Source organism: Achromobacter deleyi (assembly GCF_902859705.1).
Lineage (GTDB): Bacteria > Pseudomonadota > Gammaproteobacteria > Burkholderiales > Burkholderiaceae_B > Achromobacter > Achromobacter deleyi.
On the sequence record NZ_CADIJO010000034.1, the window covers coordinates 1 to 25,019 of the forward strand.

The 25,019-nt window shown below is 66.0% G+C and carries 25 protein-coding genes and 1 pseudogene; 12 read left to right on the forward strand and 14 right to left on the reverse strand.

Annotated elements, in window-relative coordinates:
* The 5 genes and pseudogenes from HV798_RS28510 to HV798_RS28530 form a co-directional block, all read right to left on the reverse strand.
* Window positions 1-479, reverse strand: a pseudogene (locus tag HV798_RS28510) (flagellar hook-length control protein FliK); the annotation flags it as partial.
* The gene (locus HV798_RS28515; protein WP_025138863.1) at window positions 476-829 is read right to left on the reverse strand and encodes a flagellar protein FliT; all 354 of its coding nucleotides are present in this window, start codon (window positions 827-829) and stop codon (window positions 476-478) included. The gene HV798_RS28515 and the pseudogene HV798_RS28510, both read right to left, overlap by 4 nt.
* 47 nt (window positions 830-876) lie before the next feature.
* A complete protein-coding gene (gene fliS, locus HV798_RS28520) occupies window positions 877-1,305 on the reverse strand; it encodes a flagellar export chaperone FliS (RefSeq protein WP_025138862.1) in 429 nt (142 codons plus the stop codon).
* Window positions 1,306-1,323: 18 nt separating this feature from the next.
* A complete protein-coding gene (fliD, locus tag HV798_RS28525; RefSeq protein ID WP_175196659.1) occupies window positions 1,324-2,733 on the reverse strand; it encodes a flagellar filament capping protein FliD in 1,410 nt (469 codons plus the stop codon).
* Window positions 2,734-2,877: 144 nt separating this feature from the next.
* The gene (locus HV798_RS28530; RefSeq protein WP_025138860.1) at window positions 2,878-3,255 is read right to left on the reverse strand and encodes a flagellar protein FlaG; all 378 of its coding nucleotides are present in this window, start codon (window positions 3,253-3,255) and stop codon (window positions 2,878-2,880) included.
* 143 nt (window positions 3,256-3,398) lie between these two features.
* Here HV798_RS28530 and HV798_RS28535 point away from each other — a divergent pair, with 143 nt between their 5' ends.
* The gene (locus tag HV798_RS28535; protein ID WP_025138859.1) at window positions 3,399-4,136 is read left to right on the forward strand and encodes an IclR family transcriptional regulator; all 738 of its coding nucleotides are present in this window, start codon (window positions 3,399-3,401) and stop codon (window positions 4,134-4,136) included.
* 2 nt (window positions 4,137-4,138) lie between these two features.
* Here HV798_RS28535 and HV798_RS28540 read toward each other — a convergent pair whose 3' ends face one another.
* The 4 genes from HV798_RS28540 to HV798_RS28555 form a co-directional block, all read right to left on the reverse strand.
* Window positions 4,139-5,305 (reverse strand): acyl-CoA dehydrogenase family protein, encoded by a 1,167-nt coding sequence (locus tag HV798_RS28540; RefSeq protein ID WP_175196661.1) that lies wholly within the window; start codon window positions 5,303-5,305, stop codon window positions 4,139-4,141.
* Window positions 5,305-6,540, reverse strand: coding sequence for a CaiB/BaiF CoA transferase family protein (locus tag HV798_RS28545; RefSeq protein ID WP_175196663.1), 1,236 nt, complete (start codon window positions 6,538-6,540; stop codon window positions 5,305-5,307). Before HV798_RS28545 ends, HV798_RS28540 begins: the two co-directional genes overlap by 1 nt.
* Window positions 6,537-7,511, reverse strand: coding sequence for a Bug family tripartite tricarboxylate transporter substrate binding protein (locus HV798_RS28550; RefSeq protein WP_175196665.1), 975 nt, complete (start codon window positions 7,509-7,511; stop codon window positions 6,537-6,539). The genes HV798_RS28545 and HV798_RS28550 overlap by 4 nt, the downstream gene beginning before the upstream one ends.
* Before the next feature lie 104 nt (window positions 7,512-7,615).
* Window positions 7,616-8,026: a cupin domain-containing protein gene (locus HV798_RS28555; RefSeq protein ID WP_025138855.1), complete on the reverse strand. Its 411-nt coding sequence runs from the start codon at window positions 8,024-8,026 to the stop codon at window positions 7,616-7,618.
* A 164-nt stretch (window positions 8,027-8,190) separates the two neighbouring features.
* On the opposite strand from HV798_RS28555, the gene folC reads away from it, so the two are divergent.
* Genes folC through purF form a run of 4 tightly spaced genes read left to right on the forward strand, consistent with a single transcriptional unit; the run spans window position 8,191 to window position 12,415 of the window.
* Window positions 8,191-9,501: a bifunctional tetrahydrofolate synthase/dihydrofolate synthase gene (gene folC / locus HV798_RS28560; protein WP_175196667.1), complete on the forward strand. Its 1,311-nt coding sequence runs from the start codon at window positions 8,191-8,193 to the stop codon at window positions 9,499-9,501.
* A gap of 32 nt (window positions 9,502-9,533) precedes the next feature.
* On the forward strand, window positions 9,534-10,376 hold the full coding sequence (locus tag HV798_RS28565) for an SPOR domain-containing protein (RefSeq protein WP_175216613.1): 843 nt from the start codon (window positions 9,534-9,536) through the stop codon (window positions 10,374-10,376).
* On the forward strand, window positions 10,376-10,864 hold the full coding sequence (locus HV798_RS28570) for a CvpA family protein (protein ID WP_025138852.1): 489 nt from the start codon (window positions 10,376-10,378) through the stop codon (window positions 10,862-10,864). The genes HV798_RS28565 and HV798_RS28570 overlap by 1 nt, the downstream gene beginning before the upstream one ends.
* A gap of 30 nt (window positions 10,865-10,894) precedes the next feature.
* Window positions 10,895-12,415, forward strand: a complete 1,521-nt coding sequence (gene purF, locus HV798_RS28575; protein WP_175194337.1) for an amidophosphoribosyltransferase — start codon at window positions 10,895-10,897, stop codon at window positions 12,413-12,415.
* Between the two features lie 83 nt (window positions 12,416-12,498).
* Here the strand turns inward: purF and HV798_RS28580 are convergent, their stop codons facing one another.
* The 5 genes from HV798_RS28580 to map form a co-directional block, all read right to left on the reverse strand.
* Entirely contained in the window at window positions 12,499-13,014 is a 516-nt protein-coding gene (locus HV798_RS28580) for a M48 metallopeptidase family protein (protein ID WP_175194335.1), read from the reverse strand.
* Entirely contained in the window at window positions 13,011-13,502 is a 492-nt protein-coding gene (locus tag HV798_RS28585) for a disulfide bond formation protein B (RefSeq protein ID WP_175194333.1), read from the reverse strand. The genes HV798_RS28580 and HV798_RS28585 overlap by 4 nt, the downstream gene beginning before the upstream one ends.
* Before the next feature lie 91 nt (window positions 13,503-13,593).
* Window positions 13,594-14,307, reverse strand: coding sequence for a MarC family protein (locus HV798_RS28590; protein ID WP_025138848.1), 714 nt, complete (start codon window positions 14,305-14,307; stop codon window positions 13,594-13,596).
* A 114-nt stretch (window positions 14,308-14,421) separates the two neighbouring features.
* Window positions 14,422-17,025, reverse strand: coding sequence for a [protein-PII] uridylyltransferase (locus tag HV798_RS28595; protein ID WP_175194331.1), 2,604 nt, complete (start codon window positions 17,023-17,025; stop codon window positions 14,422-14,424).
* A gap of 30 nt (window positions 17,026-17,055) precedes the next feature.
* Window positions 17,056-17,877, reverse strand: coding sequence for a type I methionyl aminopeptidase (gene map, locus HV798_RS28600; RefSeq protein ID WP_175194329.1), 822 nt, complete (start codon window positions 17,875-17,877; stop codon window positions 17,056-17,058).
* 825 nt (window positions 17,878-18,702) lie between these two features.
* On the opposite strand from map, the gene rpsB reads away from it, so the two are divergent.
* From rpsB to HV798_RS28635, 7 genes are all read left to right on the forward strand, one after another.
* Window positions 18,703-19,452 carry a 30S ribosomal protein S2 gene (gene rpsB, locus HV798_RS28605; protein WP_025138845.1) on the forward strand — a complete coding sequence of 250 codons (750 nt, stop codon included), beginning with the start codon at window positions 18,703-18,705 and terminating at the stop codon, window positions 19,450-19,452.
* 181 nt (window positions 19,453-19,633) lie between these two features.
* The gene (gene tsf, locus HV798_RS28610; RefSeq protein WP_025138844.1) at window positions 19,634-20,512 is read left to right on the forward strand and encodes a translation elongation factor Ts; all 879 of its coding nucleotides are present in this window, start codon (window positions 19,634-19,636) and stop codon (window positions 20,510-20,512) included.
* Between the two features lie 178 nt (window positions 20,513-20,690).
* Entirely contained in the window at window positions 20,691-21,407 is a 717-nt protein-coding gene (gene pyrH / locus HV798_RS28615; RefSeq protein ID WP_025138843.1) for a UMP kinase, read from the forward strand.
* Window positions 21,408-21,422: 15 nt separating this feature from the next.
* Entirely contained in the window at window positions 21,423-21,983 is a 561-nt protein-coding gene (frr, locus tag HV798_RS28620; protein WP_175194327.1) for a ribosome recycling factor, read from the forward strand.
* Window positions 21,984-22,132: 149 nt separating this feature from the next.
* Window positions 22,133-22,897, forward strand: a complete 765-nt coding sequence (gene uppS, locus HV798_RS28625) for a polyprenyl diphosphate synthase (RefSeq protein WP_175194325.1) — start codon at window positions 22,133-22,135, stop codon at window positions 22,895-22,897.
* A gap of 67 nt (window positions 22,898-22,964) precedes the next feature.
* Window positions 22,965-23,822 carry a phosphatidate cytidylyltransferase gene (locus HV798_RS28630; protein ID WP_175194323.1) on the forward strand — a complete coding sequence of 286 codons (858 nt, stop codon included), beginning with the start codon at window positions 22,965-22,967 and terminating at the stop codon, window positions 23,820-23,822.
* The gene (locus HV798_RS28635) at window positions 23,819-25,018 is read left to right on the forward strand and encodes a 1-deoxy-D-xylulose-5-phosphate reductoisomerase (protein WP_025138839.1); all 1,200 of its coding nucleotides are present in this window, start codon (window positions 23,819-23,821) and stop codon (window positions 25,016-25,018) included. The genes HV798_RS28630 and HV798_RS28635 overlap by 4 nt, the downstream gene beginning before the upstream one ends.
* Window position 25,019 lies beyond the last annotated feature (1 nt).

The window sequence follows — 25,019 nt, forward strand, 5'->3', positions numbered from 1 at the left end:
GCGGGTGGCTGCGCCGCAGGCTGGCCGGCGGCCGGCTGTGCGGGCGTGCCGGCTGGCGGCGCCGCAGTGTCCGGCGTCCAGAGCGGCGCGCGGCCTTGCACCGCGGGGGCGGCTTCAGGGTATTGGGCCAGCAGCGCCAGGATGGCGCGCGCGGTGGTGCCCAGCGTGGTCGGGGCCGATGCCGTGGTGTCGCTGCTGGTGACCAGGCCACGCGCAGCCAGCGCCAGCGCGGCGGCTGTCTTGGCGTCGACAACGGTCGGCGGGCGGTCGCCACGGGCGCCGCCCGTCTGCACGCCTTGGCGTGCGTCGCGGTTGGAACCATCGGCCGAGCCGGGACGATCCAGGCCGGCAGGCTGGCTGACCGCATCGGGCCGTGCGCCCGACACCTGATTGGCGTTCGCGGCGGACATGGTCGTGCCAAGCACGGCGTCCAACCGCTGCACCAGGACGTTGCCGAGTGCCGCGGGACCTACGCTCATTCTTCAGACGCCTGGTAGCCGTAGGCCGAAAGCAGGGTCTGCTGGCGCTTCATGCGGCCGAGCAGTTCGCCCAGCCGGGCCAGTTGCGGAAGCGCCAGGTCGCGCGTGAGGGCATCGTTTTCCAGGATGCGCACGAGCAGGTCGTATTTCATGGCGCGGCCCGCCTCGTCCAGCGGCGCTTTGGGTTCGGCGGCGCGCAGGCGCTCGACCAGCTCGCAATACTGCTGCCCATGGACCATCGCCGCATCCCAGTCGCCAGCCTGGGCGGCCGTCAGCATTTCGCCCGTGATAAGGGCGATCTCCTGGTAGTGTTCCAGGATGGGAGAGGAGTACTGGGTAAGGGACGTCATGGAAATCTCGGGCGTTCGATGGCTGGCTGAAATCGTGGAATGGGCCATCAGGGCTGCGTCACGCCAGCCGGTCGGTCGATGGAAGTCTGCCAAGCCTCGGCCAGGTCCGCCAGCAGGCGGTCGGCGATGTCGAGTTGCTCGGCATCCGCTTTCAGATTCGCCATCAGCAAAGTGCGGACGATGTAATCGTAGAGCCTGGCGAGGTTGGCGGCGATGTCGCCGCCAGCCTCCATGTTCAACCCCGTCTTCAACCCTTCATCGACGATCTTGATCGCTTTCGAGATAGCCGCGCCGCGATCGGCAATCCGGCCTTCCTGCATGTGGATGCGTGCCTGCCCGATCGCCGCCCGGGCCCCCAGATACAACAGGGTGATCAGCCGCTCGGGGCTCGCGCCCAGCACCTGGGTTTCCAGGCCGATATCGGCGTAGGAGCGGACAGAGTGGGACCCTGTGGGACGGCGGGCGGCGTAAGTCATTAATGCATCTTCTACAGGTTATTTGCTCGATTTGTTCATCGCCGCAAATTGTTGGGTCAGGTAGTTGGCGGTGACGCTGGTCTGGGCAACGAATTTGTCCAAGGCGACGAAGCGGGTGCGCATCTGGTCCATTTCCGCATCGCTCGAGGCCTTGGCGCGTTTTTGCTGAGCGTCCAGGTCGCTCATGGTCTTGTTCAGACCGTCGGTACGGGTCTTCAACGAGCCGTTGGTGCCCAGCACGTCCTTGAACGCGGCCTCGAAATTCTTGGCCAGGCCGTTATCGCCCGACAGCAGTTTGGTGAGGTCGCCGGGGTTCTCGGCCAGGGCCTTGTCCAGCTTGGTCTGGTCCAGCTTCAACTGGCGCGTCTGCGGGTCGGTGGTGATGCCCAGGTCCGCCAGGGAACGCACGGTGCCCTCGCCCAGCACCGCTTGCAGTGCGCTGGTCATCGACGACTGGATCGAGCGCGTGGTGCCGTCGCCGGTCAGCGGCATGTTGGTGGCTGCCTTGGGGTCGAAGGCCGTCAGGTTCTTGATGGTCGACTGCAGAGCGTTGTAGTTCTTGACGAAGTCCTGGATGGCCTTGTTGGCGACGGACGTGTCCGATTCCAGCTTCAGGGTGATCGGCTTGTCCGGCAGGGTCGTTTCGGTCAGGTTCAGCGTGACGCCGTCGATGGCCGTCGAAATGCTGTTCGAGCCGCTCTTGACGGTGAGACCGTTGATGACCAATTCGGCGTCGGCGGGCTTGGTCTGGGTCATGCCGGTGGTGGTGCCGTCGGCGGCGGTGCTGAAGCTCAGCACGTTCTTGAGCGACTGGTCGCCCGTCACCGTGATGTTCTTCACCGCGGCCTGGACGCCGGTGTCCTTGGCCGTCAGCATCAGGTAGTTGTTACCGTTGCCGTCGTTGATGACGGTCGCGCGCAGGCCGGACTTGTCGTCGGCATTGATGGCCTTGACGATGCCGTTCAGCGACGTATCGCCCTTCAGGTCGACCGTGTGCTTGGTGCCATTGGCCAGCTCCACTTCAAAGGAACCCGTGTCGCCGTTCTTGGCGGTACGGTCGGCCACGGCGCCCGATTGCAGGCTTTGGGCGCGTGCCAGGGTGTTCACGGCGATCGTGTATTGACCGGCCACGGCGCCCGGCTTGCCCGCAAGCGCGCCTTCGGCCGTGATGACGGCCGTCAAGGCGGTGCCGCCCGTGACGCTGCCCTTGATGGCGGACATCGTTTCGGGTTTGCCGAGCACGCCGGCCGATTTCTGCACGGCTTCCAGCGCGCTTTGCAGCTGCGCATAGGCGTCGATGCGGGTCTTGTAGCTGGCCGCGCGATCCGTGTAGATCGAGAGCTTCTTATCCTCGGCGGCCTGCAGGTCCGACAGGATCTTTTCCAGGGGCAAACCGGAAACTGAACCGAGGTTAGTGATAGAGGCCATGTGAAATTCCTTCCTAGCGATGCGATTCTGTCAAAAATAGGGTGCCGGCGATTGGCCGGGTAAGGGCATAAGGCGGGCCTAATTCGATGCTTCTGTCATCGAATGGCGCCAAAACGGGCACAGCAGAAAATATTCGGGGCCATATCAAGCCGTGGTTTTGATGCCATTTCCCTGCATGTTCACGATCATTTTGGCGATCTTGAGCAGGGCTTCACTGGGGATGGTGCGGATGACGTCCCCCGTATTGGCGTCCACCACCGACACCACGACCTGGTGCACGTTCGGGTCGATCTCGAACTGCAGCTGGGTCGACCAGGCCTTCATCTGGTCGTTGATCTCGTCCAGCGCTTTTTCCAGCGGCAGCTTCTGCGAGTTGGACTGCTCGGACGTGGCGGAGTCGGTACCCCCGCTGTTGGTGCTCGCCACGGGCGGCGCGACGGTGACGGACGGGTCGGCGACGACGGGCGTCGCGGCGACCGACACCGGCGCGAACGTTGCGGGGGCTAAGGGGGTTACGGCCATGATCACTCCAACGGCGAGGTGGGCGTCTCGGAGGAACGCGCTGTTTTCAGGGAATTCTCAGCTACGATAACGGCACCCTCGCAGGGAACTTTAGCCCCCTGCGGGGACAGATGTTTCACGTGCTAAACAGTTCGGATCGGGCAATGAGTGTCAAAACGGCGTTGCGAGTCATAGAAATCATCGAAACCTACGCCCGGGAGAAGCGCGCACTGCCCCTGTCCGAGCTGGCCCGCCTGCTGGATGTGCCGGTGTCCAGCTGCCTGGCCCTGATCCGCACCCTGACGGGCCTGGGCTATCTGTACGAAACCGGGCGCCGCCAGGGCTATTACCCGACCGGACGCCTGTTGGCGATGGCGCAGCGCATCGCCCGCGCCGATCCCGTGCTGGACCGCGTCTATCCCAGTCTGGTTGAATTAAGGGACGCAACACGAGAAACCGTCGTCTTCGCCAAGCTGACGCAGGACGGCCGGGTGGTCTACCTGGATGTGCTGGATTCGCCCCATACGATCCGATACGCACCTGTTGCCGGCGAGTTCAAGGACGTACACGCCAATTCGCTGGGTAAAGCCCTGATGTCGCTGATGGATGACGCCGGCCGGGATGCCCTGCTGGGGGCGACGCCGCTGACGCGCTACAACGAGCGCACGCTGGTCACGCGCGAGGCGGTCCTGGGCGACCTCGAACACTCGCGCCAGCGCGGCTGGTTCATGAACAGCGGCGAATCCATCGCCGACGTCGGCGCCATCGCCTGGCCCGTCACGCTGTCGGGCGAGCACTATGCGATTTCGGTGGGCGGCCCGATCTATCGCATCGAGCCGCACCAGGAAGAATACGCCCGCATCCTGCGGGCGGCCTGCACGGGGCTGGAACAGCAGTCCTAGCTTCAATAAGACTTCGGCAGCCCCAGCACCTTTTCCGCAATGAAGCACATGATCAGCTGCGGGCTGACCGGGGCGATGCGCGGAATGAAGCTTTCGCGCAGCAGCCGTTCCACGTGGTATTCCTTGGCGTACCCCATGCCGCCCAGCGTCATCACCGCCGTCTGGCAGGCGTTGTAGCCGGCTTCGGCCGCCAGGTACTTGGCGGCGTTGGCCGCCGGGCCGCAGGGCTGGCCCGCGTCGTACAGGCTGGCCGCCTTGAACACCATCAGGTCGGCGGCTTCCAGCTGCATCCAGGCTTGCGCCAAGGGGTGCTGGATGCCCTGGTTCTGGCCGATGGGCCGGCCGAACACCGTGCGTTCGCCGGCATACTTCACTGCCCGGTCCAGCGCGGCGCGGCCGATGCCCACGGCTTCGGCCGCGATCAGGATGCGTTCCGGGTTCAGCCCGTGCAGGATGTATTCGAAGCCGCGGCCTTCTTCGCCAATGCGGTCAGCCGCCGGAATGCGCAGGCCGTCGATGAACAGCATGTTCGAATCGACCGCCTTGCGGCCCATCTTCTCGATCTCGCGCACCTCGATCTTGCTTCGGTCCAGATCGGTATAGAACAGCGACAGGCCCTGGGTGGGCTTGGCCACCTCGGACAGCGGGGTGGTGCGGGCCAGCAGCAGCATCTTGCTGGCGACCTGGGCGGTCGAGATCCAGATCTTGCGGCCGTGCACCACGTATTCGTCGCCTTCGCGCACGGCGCGGGTGCTCAGCTTGGTGGTGTCCAGCCCGGCGTCCGGCTCGGTCACGGCGAAGCAGGCCTTTTCGCGGCCGGCGATCAGTGGCTCCAGCCAGCGGGCGCGCTGTTCGTCGCTGCCGAACACCACCACCGGATTCAACCCGAAGATGTTCATGTGCACGGCGGACGCGCCGGTGAAGCCCGCGCCCGATGCCGCAATGGTCTGCATCATCAGGGCGGCTTCGGTCATGCCCAGACCGGCGCCGCCGTATTCCTGCGGCATGGCGATGCCCAGCCAGCCGTCGCGCGCCAGGTCGGCATGCAGCGGCTCGGGAAAACCGCCTTCGCGGTCGCGTTCCAGCCAGTATTCGTCGGGGTAGCGGTCGCAGATGCGGGACACGGCGTCGCGTAGCGCCAATTGGTCGGGAGTGAATGCAAAGTCCATCAGTCGGTTCCGTCTTGGGTGATGCGGTGGGCGAACAGGGCGGCGATGCCGGCGTCGTCGTAGCCGGCTTCGGCCAGTACTTCGCGGCTGTGCTGGCCCAGCGTGGGGGCCGGGCGGCGCAGGGACGTGGGCGTGCCTTGATAGCGGCCCAGCGGGGCAGGGGTGCGCAGGCGCCCCTCGGTGGGGTGGTCCACGTCCTGCACGAAGCCGGTGGCCGTCAGGTGTTCGTCCTGCAACAGGTCGTCCACCGTGTACAGCTGGGAGGCCGGAATATCGGCCCGCGCCAGGTCTGCCAGCCAGGCCTTTGTCGCCCGCGTGCGGATCACCTCGGCGACAAAGGCGTACACCTCGCTGATATGCGCCGCCCGCGCGCCATGGGTGCAAAAACGAGGGTCGTCGGCCAGCTCGGGCTGGCCGATCAGGTCGAAGAAATTGCGCCAGTGCTTGTCGTTGTAGATCAACAGGCACAGGTAGCCGTCGGCCGTGGCGTAGGGCCGGCGGTGCGGCGCCAGCAGGCGCGCATAGCCGGTGGGGCCCAGCGGCGGCTCGAAGGTGGCCCCGCCCAGGTGGTCGCCCAGCACCAGGTGCGCCATGCCTTCGAACATCGGAATCTCCACTTGCTGGCCGTGGCCGCTGGCGCGGGCATGCAGCACCGCCGACACCAGCGCGATGCCCACGTGCAGCCCCACCGCGCGGTCGGCCAGCGTCAAGGGTGCATAGCGCGGCACGTCGCCGCTTTGCTGCGCCGACAGCGCGGCGATGCCGGTCTGCCCCTGGATCAGGTCGTCATAGGCGGGCCGGCCTGCGTAAGGGCCGGCCTCGCCGAAGCCATAGGCGCCCAGGTAGACGATGCGCGGGTTGCGCGCCGCCACCGCTTCATACGACAGGCCCAGCCGGGCCATCGCCTGGGGGCGGATGTTGTAGAGCAGGGCGTCGCAGCTCTCGGCCAGCCGCAGGCAGGCCTCGCGGCCTTCCGGCGTCTTCAGGTCCAGCACCACCGACCGCTTGTTGCGGTTCAGGTGCAGGTACAGGTGGCCCATGCCCGGGTTGCGCATGGGGCCGACGGCCCGCATGTTGTCACCCAAAGGCGATTCCACCTTGATGACGTCGGCGCCCAGGTCGGCCAGCACCTGCGTGGCATAGGGCCCCATCACCACCGAGCTCAGGTCCAGGATGCGCACGCCGGCCAGGGGGCCTGCGCCTGGGGCGGCGGGCGTAGTCGAAGCTTGCGTCATTGCTGCTCGATCCCCGCGTCGCGAATCAACTTGCCCCACAGGTCGCGCTGTTCGCCGACGAATTGGGCGAAGGCGTCCGGCGTGCTCGAAAAGGCGTCAAAGCCCAGGCCGGCCAGGCGCTTGCGCACATCGGGCTTGGCCACGATCTGATTGATGGCGTCGTTCAGCTTGGCGACCACCTCCGGCGGCATGCCGGCCGGGCCGAAATAGCCGTTCCAGGAATTCAGGTCGAAATCCGGCACGCCCGATTCGGCCATGGACGGCAGGTCCGGCACGATGGCGCTGCGCTCGGCGGTGGATACCGCCAGCGCGCGCAACTGGCCCGACTGCACGAACGGCAGGCCCGATGCCAGGTCGGTGAACATGAAGTCGACCTGGCCGCCGACCACGTCGGTCAGGCCTTGCGGGGTGCCCTTGTAGGGCACGTGCAGGATGTCGATCTTGGCGCGGTTGGCCAGCGTGGCGCCGGCCACGATGCCGGTGCTGTTGCCGCTGGCGTAGGTGATGCGGCCGGGATGCTGGCGCGCATCGGCCACCAGGTCGGCCACCGACTTCCAGGGGCGCTTGGGGTTGGCAACCAGGATGAACGGCAGGTTGCCGCCGCGGGCGATCGGCGTGAAATCCTTGACCGGGTCGTACGGAATGTTCTTCATCAGCCAGGGGGCGGCCGAGTGCGAGGTATTGGTGGTGACGAACAGCGTGTAGCCGTCCGGACGCGCCCGCGCCACGTAGCTGGCCGCGATGGTGGCATTGGCGCCGGGCTTGTTTTCCACCACCACCTGTTGGCCCAGGATGGCCGACAGTTCGACGCCGAAGATGCGGCCGACCGCGTCGGTGCCCGAGCCGGCCGGGAAGGGCACGATCAGGGTGATGGGCTTGTTGGGATAGTCCGCCGCGGCGTGGGCGGCGGGTTGCGCGAGCAGCGTGGCGCCGCTGGCGAGCAGGGCGGCAAATAGTCTCAGGGCTTGCATGGGGTTGTCTCCTGGTGGGGATGCCGGGCGCGGCTCTGCGGCCGCTGCCTGGTTTTCTTGGGGGGAAATCTGGGGGCTGAATCGCCGCCGGTCTGCGCGGCGCTTCAGGCGCCGGCCGCCGGGAAGTTCCGGATCACGCGGTCGGGGGATTCTTCATACGGCGGCGTGTAGATCACCAGCAGGCGGGCGGGCTCGTCGCTGGTGACGGTGAACACGTGCGGGATGTCCGGCGGGAAATAGCAGCAGTCGCCCGGGCCCATGTCGGCCCATTCGTCCTGGACCTGCGCGCGGGCGGTGCCCGACAGCAGGTAACAGACCTGCTCGATGCCCGGGTGGGCGTGCGGCAGCGCGCCCTTGCCCTTGTCGATCACGCCCAGCAGCACCTCCACGCCGCGCGCGCCCACCGTGTCCGGGCCGATCAGCCGCCGGTTCAGCGTGCCGGTGTGGTTGGCGGGGTGGTAGCCGGGAACGTCCGCTTCCCGGACCAGCCAGGCCGGGGTCTTTTGCTGCGTCATGTCTCTTCCTTTTGAGTTTTCATATGTGAATTTATTTTCACGTATGAAAAAAACATCGGCAAGTGGTTTTTCCTCGGGCATACCGCTGCGCTCCCTGGGGGATTAGGGAAAACACGGGCCGTGCACTGTTAAAATGGCAGGCTGACTTCCTTTGCGACCCCGACATGCCTTCTGCCCGCACGCCCGACGCTTCCGCCACCCTGTCCGACTGGCTGCAATACCTGGAATCCATCCACGCCACGGCCATCGACATGGGTCTGGACCGCGTACGCGAGGTGGCCGCGCGCATGGACCTGGAACTGTCCGGCGTGAAATTCGTGGTGGGCGGCACCAACGGCAAGGGCTCCACCTGCGCCATGCTCGAAGCCATCCTGCTGGCCGCGGGCTACAAGGTCGGGCTGTACACGTCGCCCCACCTCATCGATTTCAACGAGCGCGCCCGTGTCAATGGCCAGATCGCCACCGACGCGGCCCTGATCGAACAATTCGTCGCTGTCGAAGCCGCGCGGGGTGAAACCTCGCTGACGTACTTCGAATTCACCACCCTGGCCATCCTGCGTCTCTTTGCCCAGTCGCGCCTGGACGCCGTGGTGCTCGAAGTCGGCCTGGGCGGCCGCCTGGACGCCGTCAACATCATCGATGCCGACTGTTCCGTCGTCACCAGCGTCGACCTGGACCACACCGACTGGCTGGGCGACACCCGCGAAAAGATCGGCTTCGAAAAAGCCCACATCTACCGCGCCGGCCGGCCCGCCATCTGCAGCGACCCCGTGCCGCCGCAGTCGCTGCTGGACCACGTCGAGAAAATCGGCGCCGATCTCTGGCTGTTCGGCCGCGACTTCAATTATTCCGGCGACCGCCAGCAGTGGGCCTACGGCGGACGTGAACAGCGCCGCGGCGCGCTGGCCTACCCGGCGCTGCGCGGCGCCAACCAGCTGCTGAACGCCTCGGCCGCGCTGGCCGCGCTGGAATCCGTGCGCGACCGCCTGCCGGTGCCGGCCCAGGCCGTGCGCCAGGGCCTGCTGCAGGCATCGCTGCCCGGCCGCTTCCAGATCCTGCCGGGCCAGCCCACGATCATCCTGGACGTGGCCCACAACCCGCACGCCGCGGCCGTGCTGGCCCAGAACCTGGACAACATGGGCTTTCATCCCTACACCTATGCGGTGTTCGGCATGCTCAACGACAAGGACCTGTCCGGCGTCGTGGCCAAGCTGGGCGCACGCATTGACCACTGGTTCTGCGCCGGCCTGCCCGGCCCGCGCGGCGGTACCGGCCAGGCCCTGGCCGATCAGGTCGCCGCCGCCTTGCCGGCCGCGCCCGCAGGGGGCCAGGCGCCTGGCGTGTCGGCTTACGCCGACCCCGCGCTGGCCTTTGCCGCAGCGCGCGAACGAGCGGGCGAGAATGATAGAATCGTGGTGTTTGGCTCGTTTCTCACCGTGGCCTCGGTTTTGCAGTCGCTGGGCCGCAAGGCGTAAGCAAAAAACACGTAGGCAAGGAATTCTCTCCCATGGGTTTTTTCAATCGCAAAGATCCTGCCGACCAGGCGCAGCCCTCCAAACGGGCGGCGGTGCCTAGCGAGGTCCAGGCGGCGGAACTGCGCGGACGCGCTCGGCGCAGATTGGCAGGCGCCATCGCGCTGGTGCTGGCGGCCGTCATCATTCTTCCCATGGTGCTGGATTCCCAGCCCGTCCCCGTTGCCGACAACATCCCCATCCGGGTGCCGGACCGCAATACGCCGTTCCAGCCCCAGGTAAGCGAACCCCAGGCTGGCGCCGCGCCCGCCACCACGCCTGCGGCGCAGGGCACCGCGCCCAACGAGCCGCCCAATATTCCCACGCCGCCGCCGGTCACGTCGGCGCAGCCGCAGACCGCCACGCCGCCCGCGACCACGCCGCCGGCCACGACGACGCCGCCTGTGGCCACGCCGCCGGCCGTCACGCCGCCGCGCACGGCCCAGGCCACGCCGCCCAAGCCGGAAACCAAGCCCGAGCCCAAGCCGGCCGCGCCCAAGCCTGAAACCCGTTCCGACGACGGCGCCCGCGCGCTGGCGCTGCTGGAAGGGCGCTCGGCGCCCGCCGCCGCCACGCCCGCGCCCAAGCCGGCTGCCGCCAAGGGCAATTTCGTGCTGCAGATCGCCGCGTACACCACGTCCGAAGACGCGCAATCGCGGCGCGACAAGCTGCACCAGGCCGGCGTCACCAATGCATTCGTCGAGCAGGCTTCCATCGGAGGCAAGCAGCAGTACCGCCTGCGCGTGGGGCCGTTCCCCTCGCGTGACGCGGCGCAGGCGGCCCAGGCGCGGTTGCGCACCCTGGGCTACGACAACGGTTTCATTGCCGCCGCCCAGTAGTGACCGGCTTCGACTTCGTCGTGCTGGCCATCCTGGCGGTATCGGGTGTGCTGGGCCTGGTGCGCGGCTTGCTCAAAGAGGTGCTGTCGCTGGTCGCCTATCTGCTGGCCTTCGTGGCCGCGATATGGTGGGGGCCCACGGTCTATACCTGGCTGGAGCCCTATATTGAAACGACGCTGCTGCGCATGGGTGTCTCGTACGCGGTGGTTTTCATTATCGTGCTGCTCGGCGTGGGGTTGGTCAACATGACGCTTGCCGCCTTGATCCGCAGCACCGGACTGGGTCCGGCCGACCACGGCCTGGGCGGTATGTTCGGTCTTGCCCGGGGTCTCTTGATTGTGCTGGCGCTGGTCGCCGCCGCCGGCTATACGCCGCTGCCCCAAGAGCCCTGGTGGCAGGACGCCATGTTTTCGCATTCGGCCATCGAGGCCATCAAACATATCAAGACGTGGCTGCCGCCGTCTCTGGCGACGTGGCTGCCGTATTGATTGGCTTTACATCAACCAGGAAATGTCACCATGTGTGGAATCGTAGGGGTCATCGGGCGCGGGCCGGTCAACCAGCTGCTCTATGACAGCTTGCTGCTGTTGCAGCATCGCGGGCAGGACGCCGCGGGCATTGCGACGTCGCAAGGCAACCAGTTCAATATGTACAAGGCCCACGGCCTGGTGCGCGACGTATTCCGCACGCGCAACATGCGCGCCTTGCCGGGCACGTCCGGCGTGGGCCAGGTGCGTTATCCCACCGCCGGCTCCAGCGCCAGCGAAGAAGAAGCGCAGCCGTTCTACGTCAATGCCCCGTTCGGCATCATGTTCGCCACCAATGGCAACCTGACCAACTGGCGTGAACTGCGCGAATCGCTCTACCGCGTCGATCGCCGCCACATCAACACCAACTCCGACTCCGAAGTGCTGCTCAATGTGCTGGCGCACGAGCTGCAGTCCTCGGCCAACGGCGTGTCGCTGGACGACGACGCGATCTTCCGCGCCGTGTCGGCCCTGCACAAGCGTGTGCGCGGCGCCTACGCCGTGGTCGCGCAGATCTCCGGCTACGGCCTCTTGGCCTTCCGCGATCCCAACGGCATCCGTCCGCTGTGCATCGGCCGCCAGGAAACCGACGAGGGCGTCGAATGGATGGTGGCCTCGGAATCCGTGGCGCTGGAAGGCAGCGGTTTTGCCTTCGTGCGCGACGTCGAGCCGGGCGAAGCCGTGTTCATCGACCTGGACGGCCGCTTCGTCAGCCGCCAGTGCGCCGACAACCCCCAGCTGGTGCCGTGCATCTTCGAATACGTCTACTTTGCCCGCCCCGATTCGCTGATCGACGGCGTGTCGGTGTACGACGCCCGCCTGCGCATGGGTGAATACCTGGCCGACAAGGTCGCGCGCAACATGCGCCTGGGCGATATCGACGTGGTCATGCCGATTCCCGATTCCTCGCGTCCGGCCGCCATGCAGCTGGCCGCGCGCTTGAACCTGGACTACCGCGAAGGCCTGATCAAGAACCGCTACGTCGGCCGCACCTTCATCATGCCGGGCCAGGCCGTGCGCCGTAAATCGGTGCGCCAGAAGCTCAACGCCATCGGCATGGAATTCAAGGGCAAGAACGTGCTGCTGGTGGACGACTCCATCGTGCGCGGCACCACCAGCCGCGAAATCGTCGACATGGCGCGCGCCGCCGGCGCCAACAAGGTGTATTTCGCCTCGGCTGCGCCTCCGGTGCGCTTCCCCAACGTCTACGGCATCGACATGCCCACGCAGAGCGAGCTCATCGCCACCGGCCGCAGCGACGAAGAAATCGCCCGCGCCATTGGTGCCGACAGCCTGGTCTACCAGGACCTGCACGACATGCAGCAGTCCGTACGGGATATCAATCCCAAGCTGTCGCGCTTCGAAGCTTCGTGCTTCGATGGTGAGTACGTCACGGGCGACATCACCGCGGAATACCTGGCCCGCCTGGGCCAGTCGCGTGCCGAACCCGGTCAGGACGAAGGCGCCAGCGGCCTGCAGTTCAACATGGGCTACGCGGCCAACGACGCCTGATCGCGTACGTCGCTTTGCGATGCAAATCGCCGCCCCTTGGGGCGGCGATTTTTTTTGGGGTCAGGCGTCAGGTCACGACGCCGTCATTGGGCGGCCACGTTCCAGAGCGGCTGGCGCGTGGCCTCCAGATGGGTCAGGTACAGCCGCAGGTCGAACTCGTACTGATGGTAGTGCGGCTCCATCAACTGGCACAGGTTGTAGAAGGCCTTGTTGTGGTCCTTTTCCTTCAGGTGGGCCAGTTCGTGCACCGTGATCATCTTCAGGAATGGCTCGGGCACCGCCTTGAACAGCGTGGCCACGCGGATCTCGTGCTTGGCCTTGAGCTTGCCGCCCTGCACGCGCGAAATGAAGGTGTGCTGGCCCAGCGCGTGCTGGATCACGTGGATCTTGCTGTCGAATGCGATCTTGCTGAGCGGTGCGCCGTTGCGGATATAGGTGTTCTTCAGGTCCACCACATAGTCGTACAGCGCCCGGTCGGTGCGCACATCGTGCGCGCCGCCGGGATAGCGGGCCAAGAGCGCCGGCCCCAGCTTGCCCTGGTCGAGCAGCGTGCGGGCCTGCGCCAGCAGAGATTCGGGGTAGCCGGTCAGGTACTTCAAAGGGCGCCCGGCCGGCCGCGTCCGAACACGACGGGCAGCGCCATGAAGAACAGGATCACGAACAGCGCCAGGCTCCACAGGGCGTACTCGATGCCCAGCACCGGCACCACGGCGTCCATGCAGGTGGCGTAGATGCCGAACAGCCAGGGCACGCTGCCGTCCAGGCCGATGCCGGTCATGAAGCGGTCGGCGAAGGTCTGGTCGCACGACAGCATCTTCGCGGCCACGCTGTACTGGTACCACGCCGCGGCCACGCCGGTGACGGCCAGCAGGGCGGCCAGGCTGCCGCAGACGCGGGTCAGCGCGCGGCCGCCGCCAAAGCCGCCCACCAGGGCTATGACGCCGATCACCAGGTAGATCAGGCGCTGCATCACGCACCAGGCGCAGGGCGGCATGTCGAAGGCGTACTGGGAAATCAGGGCAATGCCCACGGCGCCGAAGCAGAAGAGGGCGATCAGGCGAAGCAGGCGTTCTGAACGGGAAGTCATGGTGATTCTGCGTTAAGGGTTCAAGAGGTAAGCCCCGGTCGCGGCAGCCCGGGTCGGGTGTGGCGCGCCGGGACGGTGGACCAGGCAGGGCTTAGGCCTTGGGAATCGGAATTGGTTGCATGCCTTGCTGCAACACGCCCAGCAGCAGTTCACGCGAGCCTTCCCAGAAGATCTGCACGCCCAGGCACAGCATGATGAAGGCGGACATGCGCATGAACACGGCGGTGCCATTGTCGCCCAGCCGGTGCAGCATCTGCGCCGCAAAGCGCAGGCACACATACAGCGTCAGCGACACGACGATGATGCCGGGAATCGACCCGCCCAGCCGCAGCAGGCTCAGCACGTGGTTCTGGTCGCGCAGCGACACGCCCACGGTGATGGCCGCGGCGATCGAGCCCGGGCCGCAGCTGATGGGAAAGGTCAGCGGGTAGAACGCCCGCGCCTTGGCCATTTCGGGGGTGAACGATTCGGCCATGCGGGCCACGCGTTCGGTGTCGGCATCGGGCGAGTTGACCAGGCGCCAGGCGCTGGCGATGACCAGCAGGCCGCCGCCCACCCGCACGATCGACAGCGAGATGCCGAAAAAGCTCAGCAGCACGTTGCCGGCCACCATGGCCACGATCAGCATCAGGCCGACATTCACGGCAACCCGCTTGGCCAGCACCGTCCGGGTGGCCGATGACGCGCCTTCGGTCAGTGACAGGAAGATGGGGGCGATCGCCGGCGGATTCAGGAATGGCAACAAGGTCGCCAGCGCGAAAAAGAAGCTGGTACCCAGGACACGCAAGTATTCGTTGAGCTCCATCGCAGGGCATCGCCAAGCCGAAAACCGGATTGTATGCGGTCGGCGCCGGTCTGGCGATGCGGGGCGTTCGCCGGCCCGCACGCGGTGGCGACGGCCGGCGTGCGGGCAGGGAAGTCAGGCGGCCTGCTGACGCGCGTCGTCGCCGGCCAGCGCGTCCAGGATGTCGCGCTCGAACTGCATCTGGCTGCGCGGGCGGGCCAGCGCCGAGCCGTCGACGATGAAGACGTCTTCGACCCGGTCGCCCAGCGTCATGATCTTGGCCATCAGCAGGTTGACTTCATGCTGGGCAAAGACCCGCGCCAGGGCGTGCAGCAGGCCGGGGCGGTCGGTCGCGGTGACCGACAGGCGCCACGAGGTGCTGCGTTCGTCGGGCTGCAGTTCGGCCTGCGGCATGATCGGAAACACCCGCGACATGCGCGACTGGCGGCCGCGGCCGTAATAGCCGCCGCGGCTGGGCTGCGCCTGCGCCGCCCGGGTGTCCTTCAGGCGCTCGGCCAGCTCGTGTTCGACGAGGGTGGCCTGGGCCCGCAGGTCGCTGGCGCCTTCGGGCAGCAGCACGATGAAGCTGTCCAGCGCCCAGCCGTGGCGGGTGGTATGGATGCGCGCATCCTGCACCGACAGCGACTTGGCGTCGAAATAGCCGCAGATGGCCACGAACAGGTCGGGCGCGTCGCGGGTGTACACCATGATCTGCAGGCCTTCGCCCTGTTCGGTGGGGCGGGCGCGCACCACCGCCTGGGCCGGCGCCACCTGGTGGTACAGGTGGCGGGTGTGCCAGGCGATGTCCGAGGCGTCGTGGCGCAGGAAATACGCCACGTCCAGCTGGTTCCAGAAGGCTTCGCGGGCGTCGTCGCGCAGGCCGGCCAGGCGCGTCAGGCGGGCGGCTTCTTCCTTGCGTTCGGTCAGCACGGTGTGCGCGTCGGCATGGGCGCCGCCCAGGGCGGCCAGCGTCAGCTTGTACAGGTCTTCGAGCAGCTTGCCTTTCCAGGCGTTCCAGACCTTGGGGCTGGTGCCGCGGATGTCGGCCACCGTCAGCAGGTACAGCGCGGTCAGGTGGCGCTCGTCTTTTACGGTGGCGGCGAAATCCTGGATGACGGCCGGGTCGGACAGGTCGCGCTTTTGCGCCACGGCCGACATCAGCAAATGCTGGCGCACCAGGAATTCCACCAGCCGGGTGTCTTCGGGCTCCATGCCGTGGTCTTGCGCGAACTTGCGCACTTCGCGCGCGCCCAGTTCGGAGTGGTCGCCGCCGCGGCCCTTGGCGATGTCGTGGAACAGCGCCGCCACGTACAGCAGCCAATGGCGGTCCAGCCCGGCGATCAACTGGCTGGCCAGCGGATATTCCTGGGCGTGCTCGGGCATGGTGAAGCGGCGCAGGTTGCGCACCACGGCCAGCGTGTGCTGGTCCACCGTGTAGGCATGGAACAGGTCGTGCTGCATCTGGCCGACAATGCGCCGGAACACCGGCAGGTAGCGCGGCAGGATGTTCAGCATCGTCATGCGGCGCAGTTCATGCACGATGCCCCGTGGCTGCTGCAGGATCTGCAGGAACAGCTTGCGGTTGACCGGATTGCGGCGGAACTGCGCGTCGATGCGGTGGCGCGAATGCCAGATGGCGCGCAGCGTGCGCGCCGACATGCCGGTCAGCTCGGGGTGCTGCTGCATCACCAGGAAGGCGCGCAGCAGCAGCGTCGGGTTGCGCTCGAAACCGTCGTCGCGAATGATGTCCAGGCGGTCGCGCAGGTTGCGGAAGTCGTCGTCGATGTCGCGCGCATCGCTGTCGGGGCGCGGAAACAGCCGTTCTTCGATGTTCTGCACCAGGATGCCGTTCAGCTGCGTCACCAGGCGCGCGGCCCAGTAATAGCGCTGCATCAGCAGTTCGCTGCCGCGCCGCGTGGCGGTGGCATGGATGCCGTAAACCTCGGCCAGGGCCGGTTGCAGGTCGAACAGCACGCGGTCTTCACGGCGGTTCGACAGCAGGTGCAGTTCGATGCGCAGGCGCTTGAACGCCTGTTCCGCCTTGCGCAGGTCGCGCGCTTCGGACGAGGTCAGCAGCCCGGCCTGGGCAACTGCCCGCCAGTTGTTGCCAAAGCCCGCCGCCCGCGCCATCCATAGGATGACCTGCAGGTCGCGCAGGCCCCCCGGCGATTCCTTGCAGTTCGGTTCCAGCGCGTACGGCGTGTCGTGATAGCGGGCGTGGCGCTGCTGCATTTCAACGCGCTTGGCGCGAAAGAACGCGCGCGGATCCAGCCGCGATTTGGTGGCCGCGTCGAATTTCCTCATCAGCACGCGGCTGCCCGCCAGCCAGCGCGATTCGAGCAGCGCGGTTTCCACCGTGATGTCGGCATCGGCTTCGCGCTCGCAGTCTTCGATGGTGCGCACGCTGTGGCCGGGCTCCAGGCCCAGATCCCAGAGCGCGGCCACCAGCCGTTCGATGGCGGATTCGTCTTCGGCGGTGGGCACGTGGGGCAGCAGGATCAGCAGGTCCACGTCGGAATGCGGATACAGCTCGCCGCGGCCATAGCCGCCCACGGCGGCCAGTGAGGCGCCCAGCGGCAGCGGGCAGTGCTTGACCAGGTCGCGCAGCGCCGCGTCGACGATGCGGCGCAGGTCGCCCAGCAGCGTGTCGGGGCGTTCGTGTTCGCGGAACTGCGCCACCGCGGCCCGCCGGGATTCCTGGATGCGTTCGCGCAGGGAGGTAAGGATTTCGGCGGTCATGGTGAAGAGCAGCGGTGGCGGGCGGCCCGGTCAGACGGCGGGAATGACGATGGGCTCGGTAATGAAGGCGGGCGGTTGGGGCATGCCGGGCGACAGGGTCAGCACTTCGTAGCCCGTGTCGGTGACGCAGACAGCATGCTCCCATTGGGCGGACAGGCTGTGGTCGCGGGTCACGACCGTCCAGCCGTCGGACAACTGGCGGATCTCGCGGCGGCCGGCATTGATCATCGGTTCGATGGTGAACAACATGCCCGTCACCAATTTCACACCCGTGCCCGGTTTGCCATAATGCAGCACCTGCGGATCTTCATGGAAGCGCTGGCCGATGCCGTGGCCGCAGAATTCGCGCACCACCGAAAAGCCGTTGGCTTCGGCATGCTTCTGGATCGCGTTGCCGATGTCGCCCAATGTGGCCCCGTTTTTCACCTGCTGGATGCCTTTCCACATGCATTCGAAGGTGATGTCGGTCAGGCGGCGCGACAGGATCGACTGCTCGCCCACCGCGTACATCCGGCTCGTGTCGCCGAACCAGCCATCCTTGATGATGGTGACGTCGATATTGAGTGAGTCCCCGTTTTTCAGGGCCTTGTCGCCGGGGATGCCGTGGCATACCTGATGGTTGACCGAGGTACAGATGGCGCCGGGGAAGGGCGGGTAGCCGGGGGGCGCGTAGCCCACCGTGGCCGACTTCACTTTCAGCTCGTCGGTCAGGAATTCCAGGCAAAGGCGGTCCAGTTCACCGGTGGTGACGCCGGGCTTCACGAAGGGGGTGATGAAGTCGAGGACTTTGGCGGCGTCCTGGCAGGCGGCGCGCATCTTGGCCAGGTCGGCCGGATTGGTAATGGTGCCCATGTGGTAACTGGCGGATCTCGCTTGAATGTCTGCTTGAAAGAATAGTAGAATTATAGGCTTCCCTAAAATTTTGGGGGGCAATCTGGGTAGCGGCAAGAGCCCGCCCGGCAAGTGCTTGGGTATGCGTGCCCAGACAAATTTCGATCTTTCTTTGATTTTCACCTATCTGTTTATTGCCAGCGAGATCGGTGGCAAGTCTGGATTTTTACCGCAAGCGAAGGTTGCGATACGAATTCGGTCAGGCCGCCAGGTTCCTGGAGATGGTCGGAGCAGGTGCGAAGCAGGGGCTGCGCGAAATTGTCTGGATGCGAAGGCCGGCAGATGCTGGGCACGGCGTGTTCGCAAACCCGGGTCGTGTTTTCGAGCGGCGATGCAGGTTCGGTGTGGGTGCCGGCTTAAGTTCTTGGAAACGTTGGCTTTTTGCCTGCGGTTCTTGAAGAGATGCCCCGGTGGCTGATGCGCGGTCTGGCTGAAAGGCCAGGGCGCGAGGAACTGGATTTCGCTGCCAACAAAACAGGTCCGGGCGCGCCTTGAAGAAACTGCCAGGAATCTCCTGGCGGGTCGGAAAGCGCAATGCAGGCATGCGGTACAGGTTCTTCGTCGTGGCGGCCGTCTGGGTTTATCGCGGCAGCGTAGTAGAAGGCGTGAAGCAGGCGGCGTCGCAAGACGCAACTGGCCACGCCGTAGTATTGCGGCAGTGATCGGCCGGCCCGGTTAAAATGATGTCCATCCCGCAGGTGCGGGAAATCGCGCGCAACACCACCCAGGGTGTCAGCCACAGGCTGATGCAGGTGCGGCGCAAGAAATCAACCCTTGGAGAAAGTTATGTCTTTGATGCGCGAAATGCTGGAAGCGGGTGTCCACTTTGGTCACCAGACCCGCTACTGGAACCCCAAGATGGCCCCTTACATCTTCGGCCATCGCAACAAGATTCACATCATCAACCTGGAAAAGACGGTTGATAAGTACCAGGAAGCCACCAAGTTCGTGAAGCAGCTGGCTGCTCGCGGCGGCAACATCCTGTTCGTCGGCACCAAGCGCGCTGCGCGCGAGCTGGTCGCCTCCGAAGCCGCTCGTTGCGGCATGCCCTTCGTCGACGCCCGCTGGCTCGGCGGCATGCTGACCAACTTCAAGACGGTCAAGACCTCGGTCAAGCGCCTGAAGGACATGGAAGCCGTGGTCGCCGAAGGCGGCGCCGAGCGCATGATCAAGAAGGAAGGCCTGCTGTTCCAGCGCGAACTGGAAAAGCTGAACAAGTCGATCGGCGGCATCAAGGACATGAACGGTCTGCCCGATGCCATGTTCGTCATCGACGTCGGCTACCACAAGATCGCCATCGCCGAAGCCAAGACGCTGGGCATCCCCGTCGTCGCCGTGGTTGACACCAACCACTCGCCCGACGGCATCGACTACGTCATCCCCGGCAACGACGACTCGGCCAAGGCCATCGCGCTGTACGCCAAGGGCATTGCCGACGCCGTGCTGGAAGGCCGCGAACAGAACCTGAACGGTCTGGTCGAAGAAATCGGTGAAGGTCAGGAAGAGTTCGTCGAAGTGCAGGACAACCAGGCCTAAGCCTGCTGTCATGTCCGGCGGTTAGTGTCTGGGGGCGGCCCGTAAAACCGGTACGCCCCCGCCTCGCCGGCTGTGCGAAGGTGGGCTCCCATCTTCCCGATCCGCAACTCGCGGACGTCCCATCGAATCACACCATTGCCCCGGCCCGCCGGGGCATGTCTTAGCAAAATTTGGAGCTAACATGGCTGAAATTACCGCCGCCCTGGTCAAGGAACTGCGCGAAAAGACCGATGCGCCCATGATGGAGTGCAAGAAGGCCCTGACGGAAGCCGAAGGCGACCTGGCTCGTGCCGAGGAAATCCTGCGCGTCAAGCTGGGCAACAAGGCCAGCAAGGCTGCCGCCCGCGTCACCGCCGAGGGCCTGATCGGCCTGTTCATTTCCGCCGACGCCAAGAAGGGCGCCGTCATCGAAGTGAACTGCGAAACCGACTTCGTCGCCAAGAACGACGACTTCGTCGGCTTCGTGAACAAGCTGGCCGAACTGGTCGCCACGCAGAACCCGGCCGACGTGGCCGCGCTGTCGGCGCTGCCCTACGGCGAAGGCACCATCGAATCGACCCGCACCACCCTGATCGGCAAGATCGGTGAAAACATCTCGATCCGCCGCTTCGAGCGCATCGAGACCCCGAACGCGCTGGCCAGCTACGTGCACGGCGGCAAGATCGGCGTGCTGGTGGAATACGCCGGTGCCGAAGAAGTGGGCAAGGACCTGGCGATGCACATCGCTGCGACCAAGCCCAAGGCCCTGAACGCCGACGGCGTCAACCCGGCCGACATCGCTGCCGAGCGCTCGGTTGCCGAGCAGAAGGCTGCCGAATCGGGCAAGCCGGCTGACATCGTCGCCAAGATGGTCGACGGTTCGGTTGCCAAGTTCCTGAAGGAAGTCACCCTGCTGTCGCAGCCGTTCGTCAAGGACGACAAGCACACGGTCGAGCAGATGCTCAAGGCCAAGGGTGCGTCGATCAGCAAGTTCGTGCTGTTCGTTGTCGGCGAAGGTATCGAGAAGAAGACCAGCGACTTCGCCGCTGAGGTTGCCGCTGCCGCCGCCGGCCGCGCCTGACCCCAGGGTAGTGCTTAGAGGCCGGGGCTAGATTATTCTAGACCGGCCTTTTTTCAGCGCCGCGCAGCCCCAAGGTGCATTTTTCCCTGGGGCGGCCCACCCGCCTGGCGGGTGCGGCGTGGGGGATTTCCCCTTCTTGTCTTAAACTTTCGTCGGATTGTTCTTCGGGATATCACCTATGAGCAGCAGATCATACAAACGGGTTCTTCTCAAACTTTCCGGCGAGGCGCTGATGGGCGATGATGCATTCGGCATCAATCGCGCCACCATCGTCCGCATGACCGATGAGATCGCCGAAGTCGCCGCCACCGGCGTCGAGCTTGCCATCGTCATCGGCGGGGGCAACATCTTCCGTGGCGTCGCCCCGGGTGCGCAGGGCATGGACCGCGCAACCGCCGACTACATGGGCATGATGGCCACCATCATGAACGCGCTTGCCCTGCAAGACGCGCTCAAGCACAAGGGCATCGATACCCGCGTGCAGTCGGCCCTGAACATCGACCAGGTCGTCGAACCCTACATCCGTCCCAAGGCCCTGCGTTACCTCGAAGAAGGCAAGGTCGTCATCTTCGCCGCGGGCACGGGCAACCCGTTCTTCACGACCGATACCGCGGCCGCCCTGCGCGGCGCCGAGATCGGCGCAGAGATCGTGCTGAAGGCCACCAAGGTCGACGGCATCTACAGCGCGGACCCCAACAAGGACCCCTCCGCCACGCGCTATGCGCGCATCAGCTTCGACGAAGCGATTGTCCGTCGTCTGGAAATCATGGACGCCACCGCGTTTGCGCTGTGCCGCGACCAGAAGCTGCCGATCAAGGTGTTTTCGATCAATAAGTCGGGCGCGCTCAAGCGCGTCGTCAGCGGCGAAGACGAAGGCACGTTGGTACACGTTTAAAGAAAAGGAAAATCCATGAGCGCCGCAGAAATCCGCAAATCCGCCGAAGCCAGGATGGCCAAGTCGCTTGAAACGCTCAAGGCCAACTTGGGCAAGATCCGCACGGGTCGCGCCCACACCGGCATCCTGGATCATGTGCAGGTCGAGTATTACGGTTCGCCCGTGCCGGTGGGTCAGGTGGCCAACGTCAACCTGGTCGACGCCCGCACCCTGAGCGTGCAGCCGTACGAAAAGCACATGTCCGGCCCGATCGAAAAGGCCATCCGTGAATCGGACCTGGGTCTGAACCCCATCTCGATGGGCGACAACATCCGCGTCCCGATGCCTGCCCTGACCGAAGAGCGCCGCCGCGACCTGACCAAGGTCGTGCGCAGCGAAGGCGAAGACGCCAAGATCGCCGTGCGCAACCTGCGCCGCGAAGCCAACGATTCGCTCAAGAAGCTGGTCAAGGACAAGGAAATCTCCGAGGACGACGAGCGTCGCGCCCAGGACGACATCCAGAAGCTGACCGACCGCAACGTGGTCGAGATCGACAAGATGGTCGTCCAGAAAGAAGCGGAAATCATGACCGTATAATCCTTGGCATCGCCGCGGTGGGCCTGATGGCCCGCCGCGACGCCAGGATTCTTGCCTTCGCGCCGTCCCATTCATCGCCTCGCAGCGCTCGCTCGAGCGTGGTGGCTGGACGGCGCGGGTTTTTCCCCCGTATTCCCCCCCTCAGATCCATGGCAACCAGTTCTACCCAGGCGGTTCCCGATATCCGCGACATCCCGGAGCACGTGGCCATCATCATGGATGGCAACGGCAGATGGGCGACGCGGCGGTTGCTGCCGCGTACAGCGGGGCATGCCAAGGGGGTGCAGGCGGTGCGGCGCGTGGTCGAGGCCTGCGGCCGCGCTGGCGTGCGCTACCTGACCCTGTTCGCCTTCAGTTCCGAGAACTGGCGCCGTCCCGCCGAAGAAGTGTCCCTGCTGATGCGCCTGTTCGTGCAGGCGCTGGAGCGCGAAATCGGCAAGCTGGAAGAGCAGGGCGTGCGCCTGCACGTCATCGGCGACCTGTCTGCCTTCGAGCCCCGGCTGCAGGAACTGATCTTCGCCGCCCAGGCCCGCACCGCCCACAACGACCGCCTGCACCTGACGGTGGCGGCCAACTACGGCGGCCGCTGGGACATCTTGCAGGCCACCCGCGCCATGCTGGCCGCGGAACCCGCCTTGGCCGAGCAGCCGCAGCTCGTGGACGAAGAGCGCCTGGCGCGCCATCTCTCCATGGCCTGGGCGCCCGAGCCTGACCTGTTCATCCGCACCGGCGGCGAACAGCGCATCTCGAATTTCCTGATCTGGCAGATGGCGTACGCGGAGTTCTACTTCACCGACCGCTACTGGCCGGACTTCGGCGCCGACGAATTGCGCGAGGCCTTCGAGTGGTACAAGACGCGCGAACGCCGTTTTGGCCGCACCAGCGCCCAGCTCGCCGAGGGCGGCGCAAAATAATGCGGCTGTGCCCGCTTGCAGCGACCCGCAAGCGGCAGCCCTGAGTCGACCTCGAGGAGACCGTCATATGTTGGGCCAGCGTATCGTTACCGCCGTCATCCTGCTTGCCATCCTGGCAGCCGCGATGGCCAGCTCAAATCCCTGGTGGTTCGTGGCCCTGCTGGCGCTGGCCGCCGCCTGCGCCAATTGGGAATGGCTGCGCCTGACGCTGCCGCAACCGCCTTCCCCCCTGATTGCCGTCGGCATTCCCGTCCTATTGTTTGCGGCCATGCTGGCCCTGGCATCGGCCTGGCTGGGCGGCAACCCCACCGGTCTGGCCAACCCCGACTGGATCCTGCGCTACCTGACCCCCGCCGTCGCGCTGGTCTGGCTCGTCGGCGCCGTGGTGGCCGTGGTCCGCGGGCGCGCCGACGCGCCGCCCGCCAGCCTGGGCTGGTCCGTGTTTTCGGTGCCGGCCGCGTTTGTCGCCTGGGCGGTGCTGGCTCAACTGTTCATGGCGCATGGCGCCGTGTTCGTGGTGTCGCTGCTGGCCCTGGTGTGGGTGGCGGACATCGCCGCCTATTTTGCGGGCCGCGCGTTCGGCAAGCGTAAACTGGCCCCGCGCGTCAGTCCGGGCAAGACCATCGCCGGCGCTGTGGCCGGCGTGCTGGGCGCGGTGGTCTGGATCGGGCTGTCCAGCCTGTGGGACGGCACCTTCGGCCACGCCCTGGTGGCGCGCTGGACGTTCTGGCTGGCCCTGCCCATTGCCGCCTTGCTGGGCGTGCTGTCCATTGTCGGAGACCTGTTCGAGTCGCTGCTCAAGCGCCGCGCGGGCCGCAAGGATTCCAGCACGCTTCTGCCCGGTCACGGCGGGGTCTATGATCGCATCGACGCGATCCTGCCCGTTGCGCCGTTCGCGCTACTTTTGTCTGGAGTCTTGTTTTGACGGCTTTTCAACGCGTCGTCGTGCTGGGGTCGACCGGCTCGATCGGCGAGAGCACGCTGGATGTGATTGCCCGCCACCCGGATCGCCTGGCGGTCTACGCCCTGTCCGCCTACAGCCGCATGGAGCGGCTTGCCGAGCAGGCGCTGGCCAGCCGCGCCGCGGTGGTGGTGGTGCCCCACGACCAGGCGCGCCAACAGTTTGTCGCTGCCTGGCCTGCCGGCCAGGCCATGCCTGAAGTCCGCGTAGGCGCACAGGCCCTGGCCGATACGGCAGCCGATCCGCAATGCGATTCGGTCATGGCCGCCATTGTGGGTGCGGCGGGGCTGCCTGCCGCCCTGGCTGCCGCCCGGGCGGGCAAACGGGTGCTGTTGGCCAACAAAGAAGCCCTGGTGGCCGCGGGCTCGCTGTTCATGCAGGCGATACGCGATAACGGCGCCGAACTGCTGCCTATCGACAGCGAACACAACGCCATATTCCAATGCATGCCGCATGCGGGCCGGGCAGGGGCGCCGGATGCGCCAGCCCCCGGCGTACGCCGCCTGCTGCTGACGGCGTCCGGGGGGCCGTTCCGTGGCCGCGACCTCGAAGACCTGCACGACGTCACCCCGGAACAAGCCTGCGCCCACCCCAACTGGAGCATGGGCCGCAAGATCTCGGTCGACTCGGCCACCATGCTGAACAAGGGCCTTGAGGTCATCGAGGCGCACTGGCTGTTCGCCATGCCGGCCGATCGTATCGAAGTCGTGGTGCACCCGCAGAGCGTGGTGCACTCCATGGTGGAGTACACCGACGGCTCGATCCTGGCGCAATTGGGCCAGCCCGACATGCGCACGCCCATTGCCTACGGCCTGGGCTTTCCCGAACGGCTCGATAGCGGGGTCGGTCCCCTGGATCTCACGCGGCTGGGCCGCCTGGACTTCGAAAAACCCGACCTGGCGCGTTTCCCGTGCCTGGCGCTGTCGTTCGCCGCGCTGCGGGCAGGGCAGGCCGCCTGCATCGCCCTGAATGCCGCCAACGAGGTGGCCGTGGATGCCTTCCTCACCGGGCGCCTGGCGTATACCTGGATTCCCCGGGTTATCGAGGCCACCCTGGAGTGGCAGGGGGGGCAATCATCTGTTACGCTCAGCAGTCTTGATGATGTGCTGGCGCTGGATGCTGCGGCGCGCGTCTACGCGGGCAACCTGGGCTTGGCGTAAT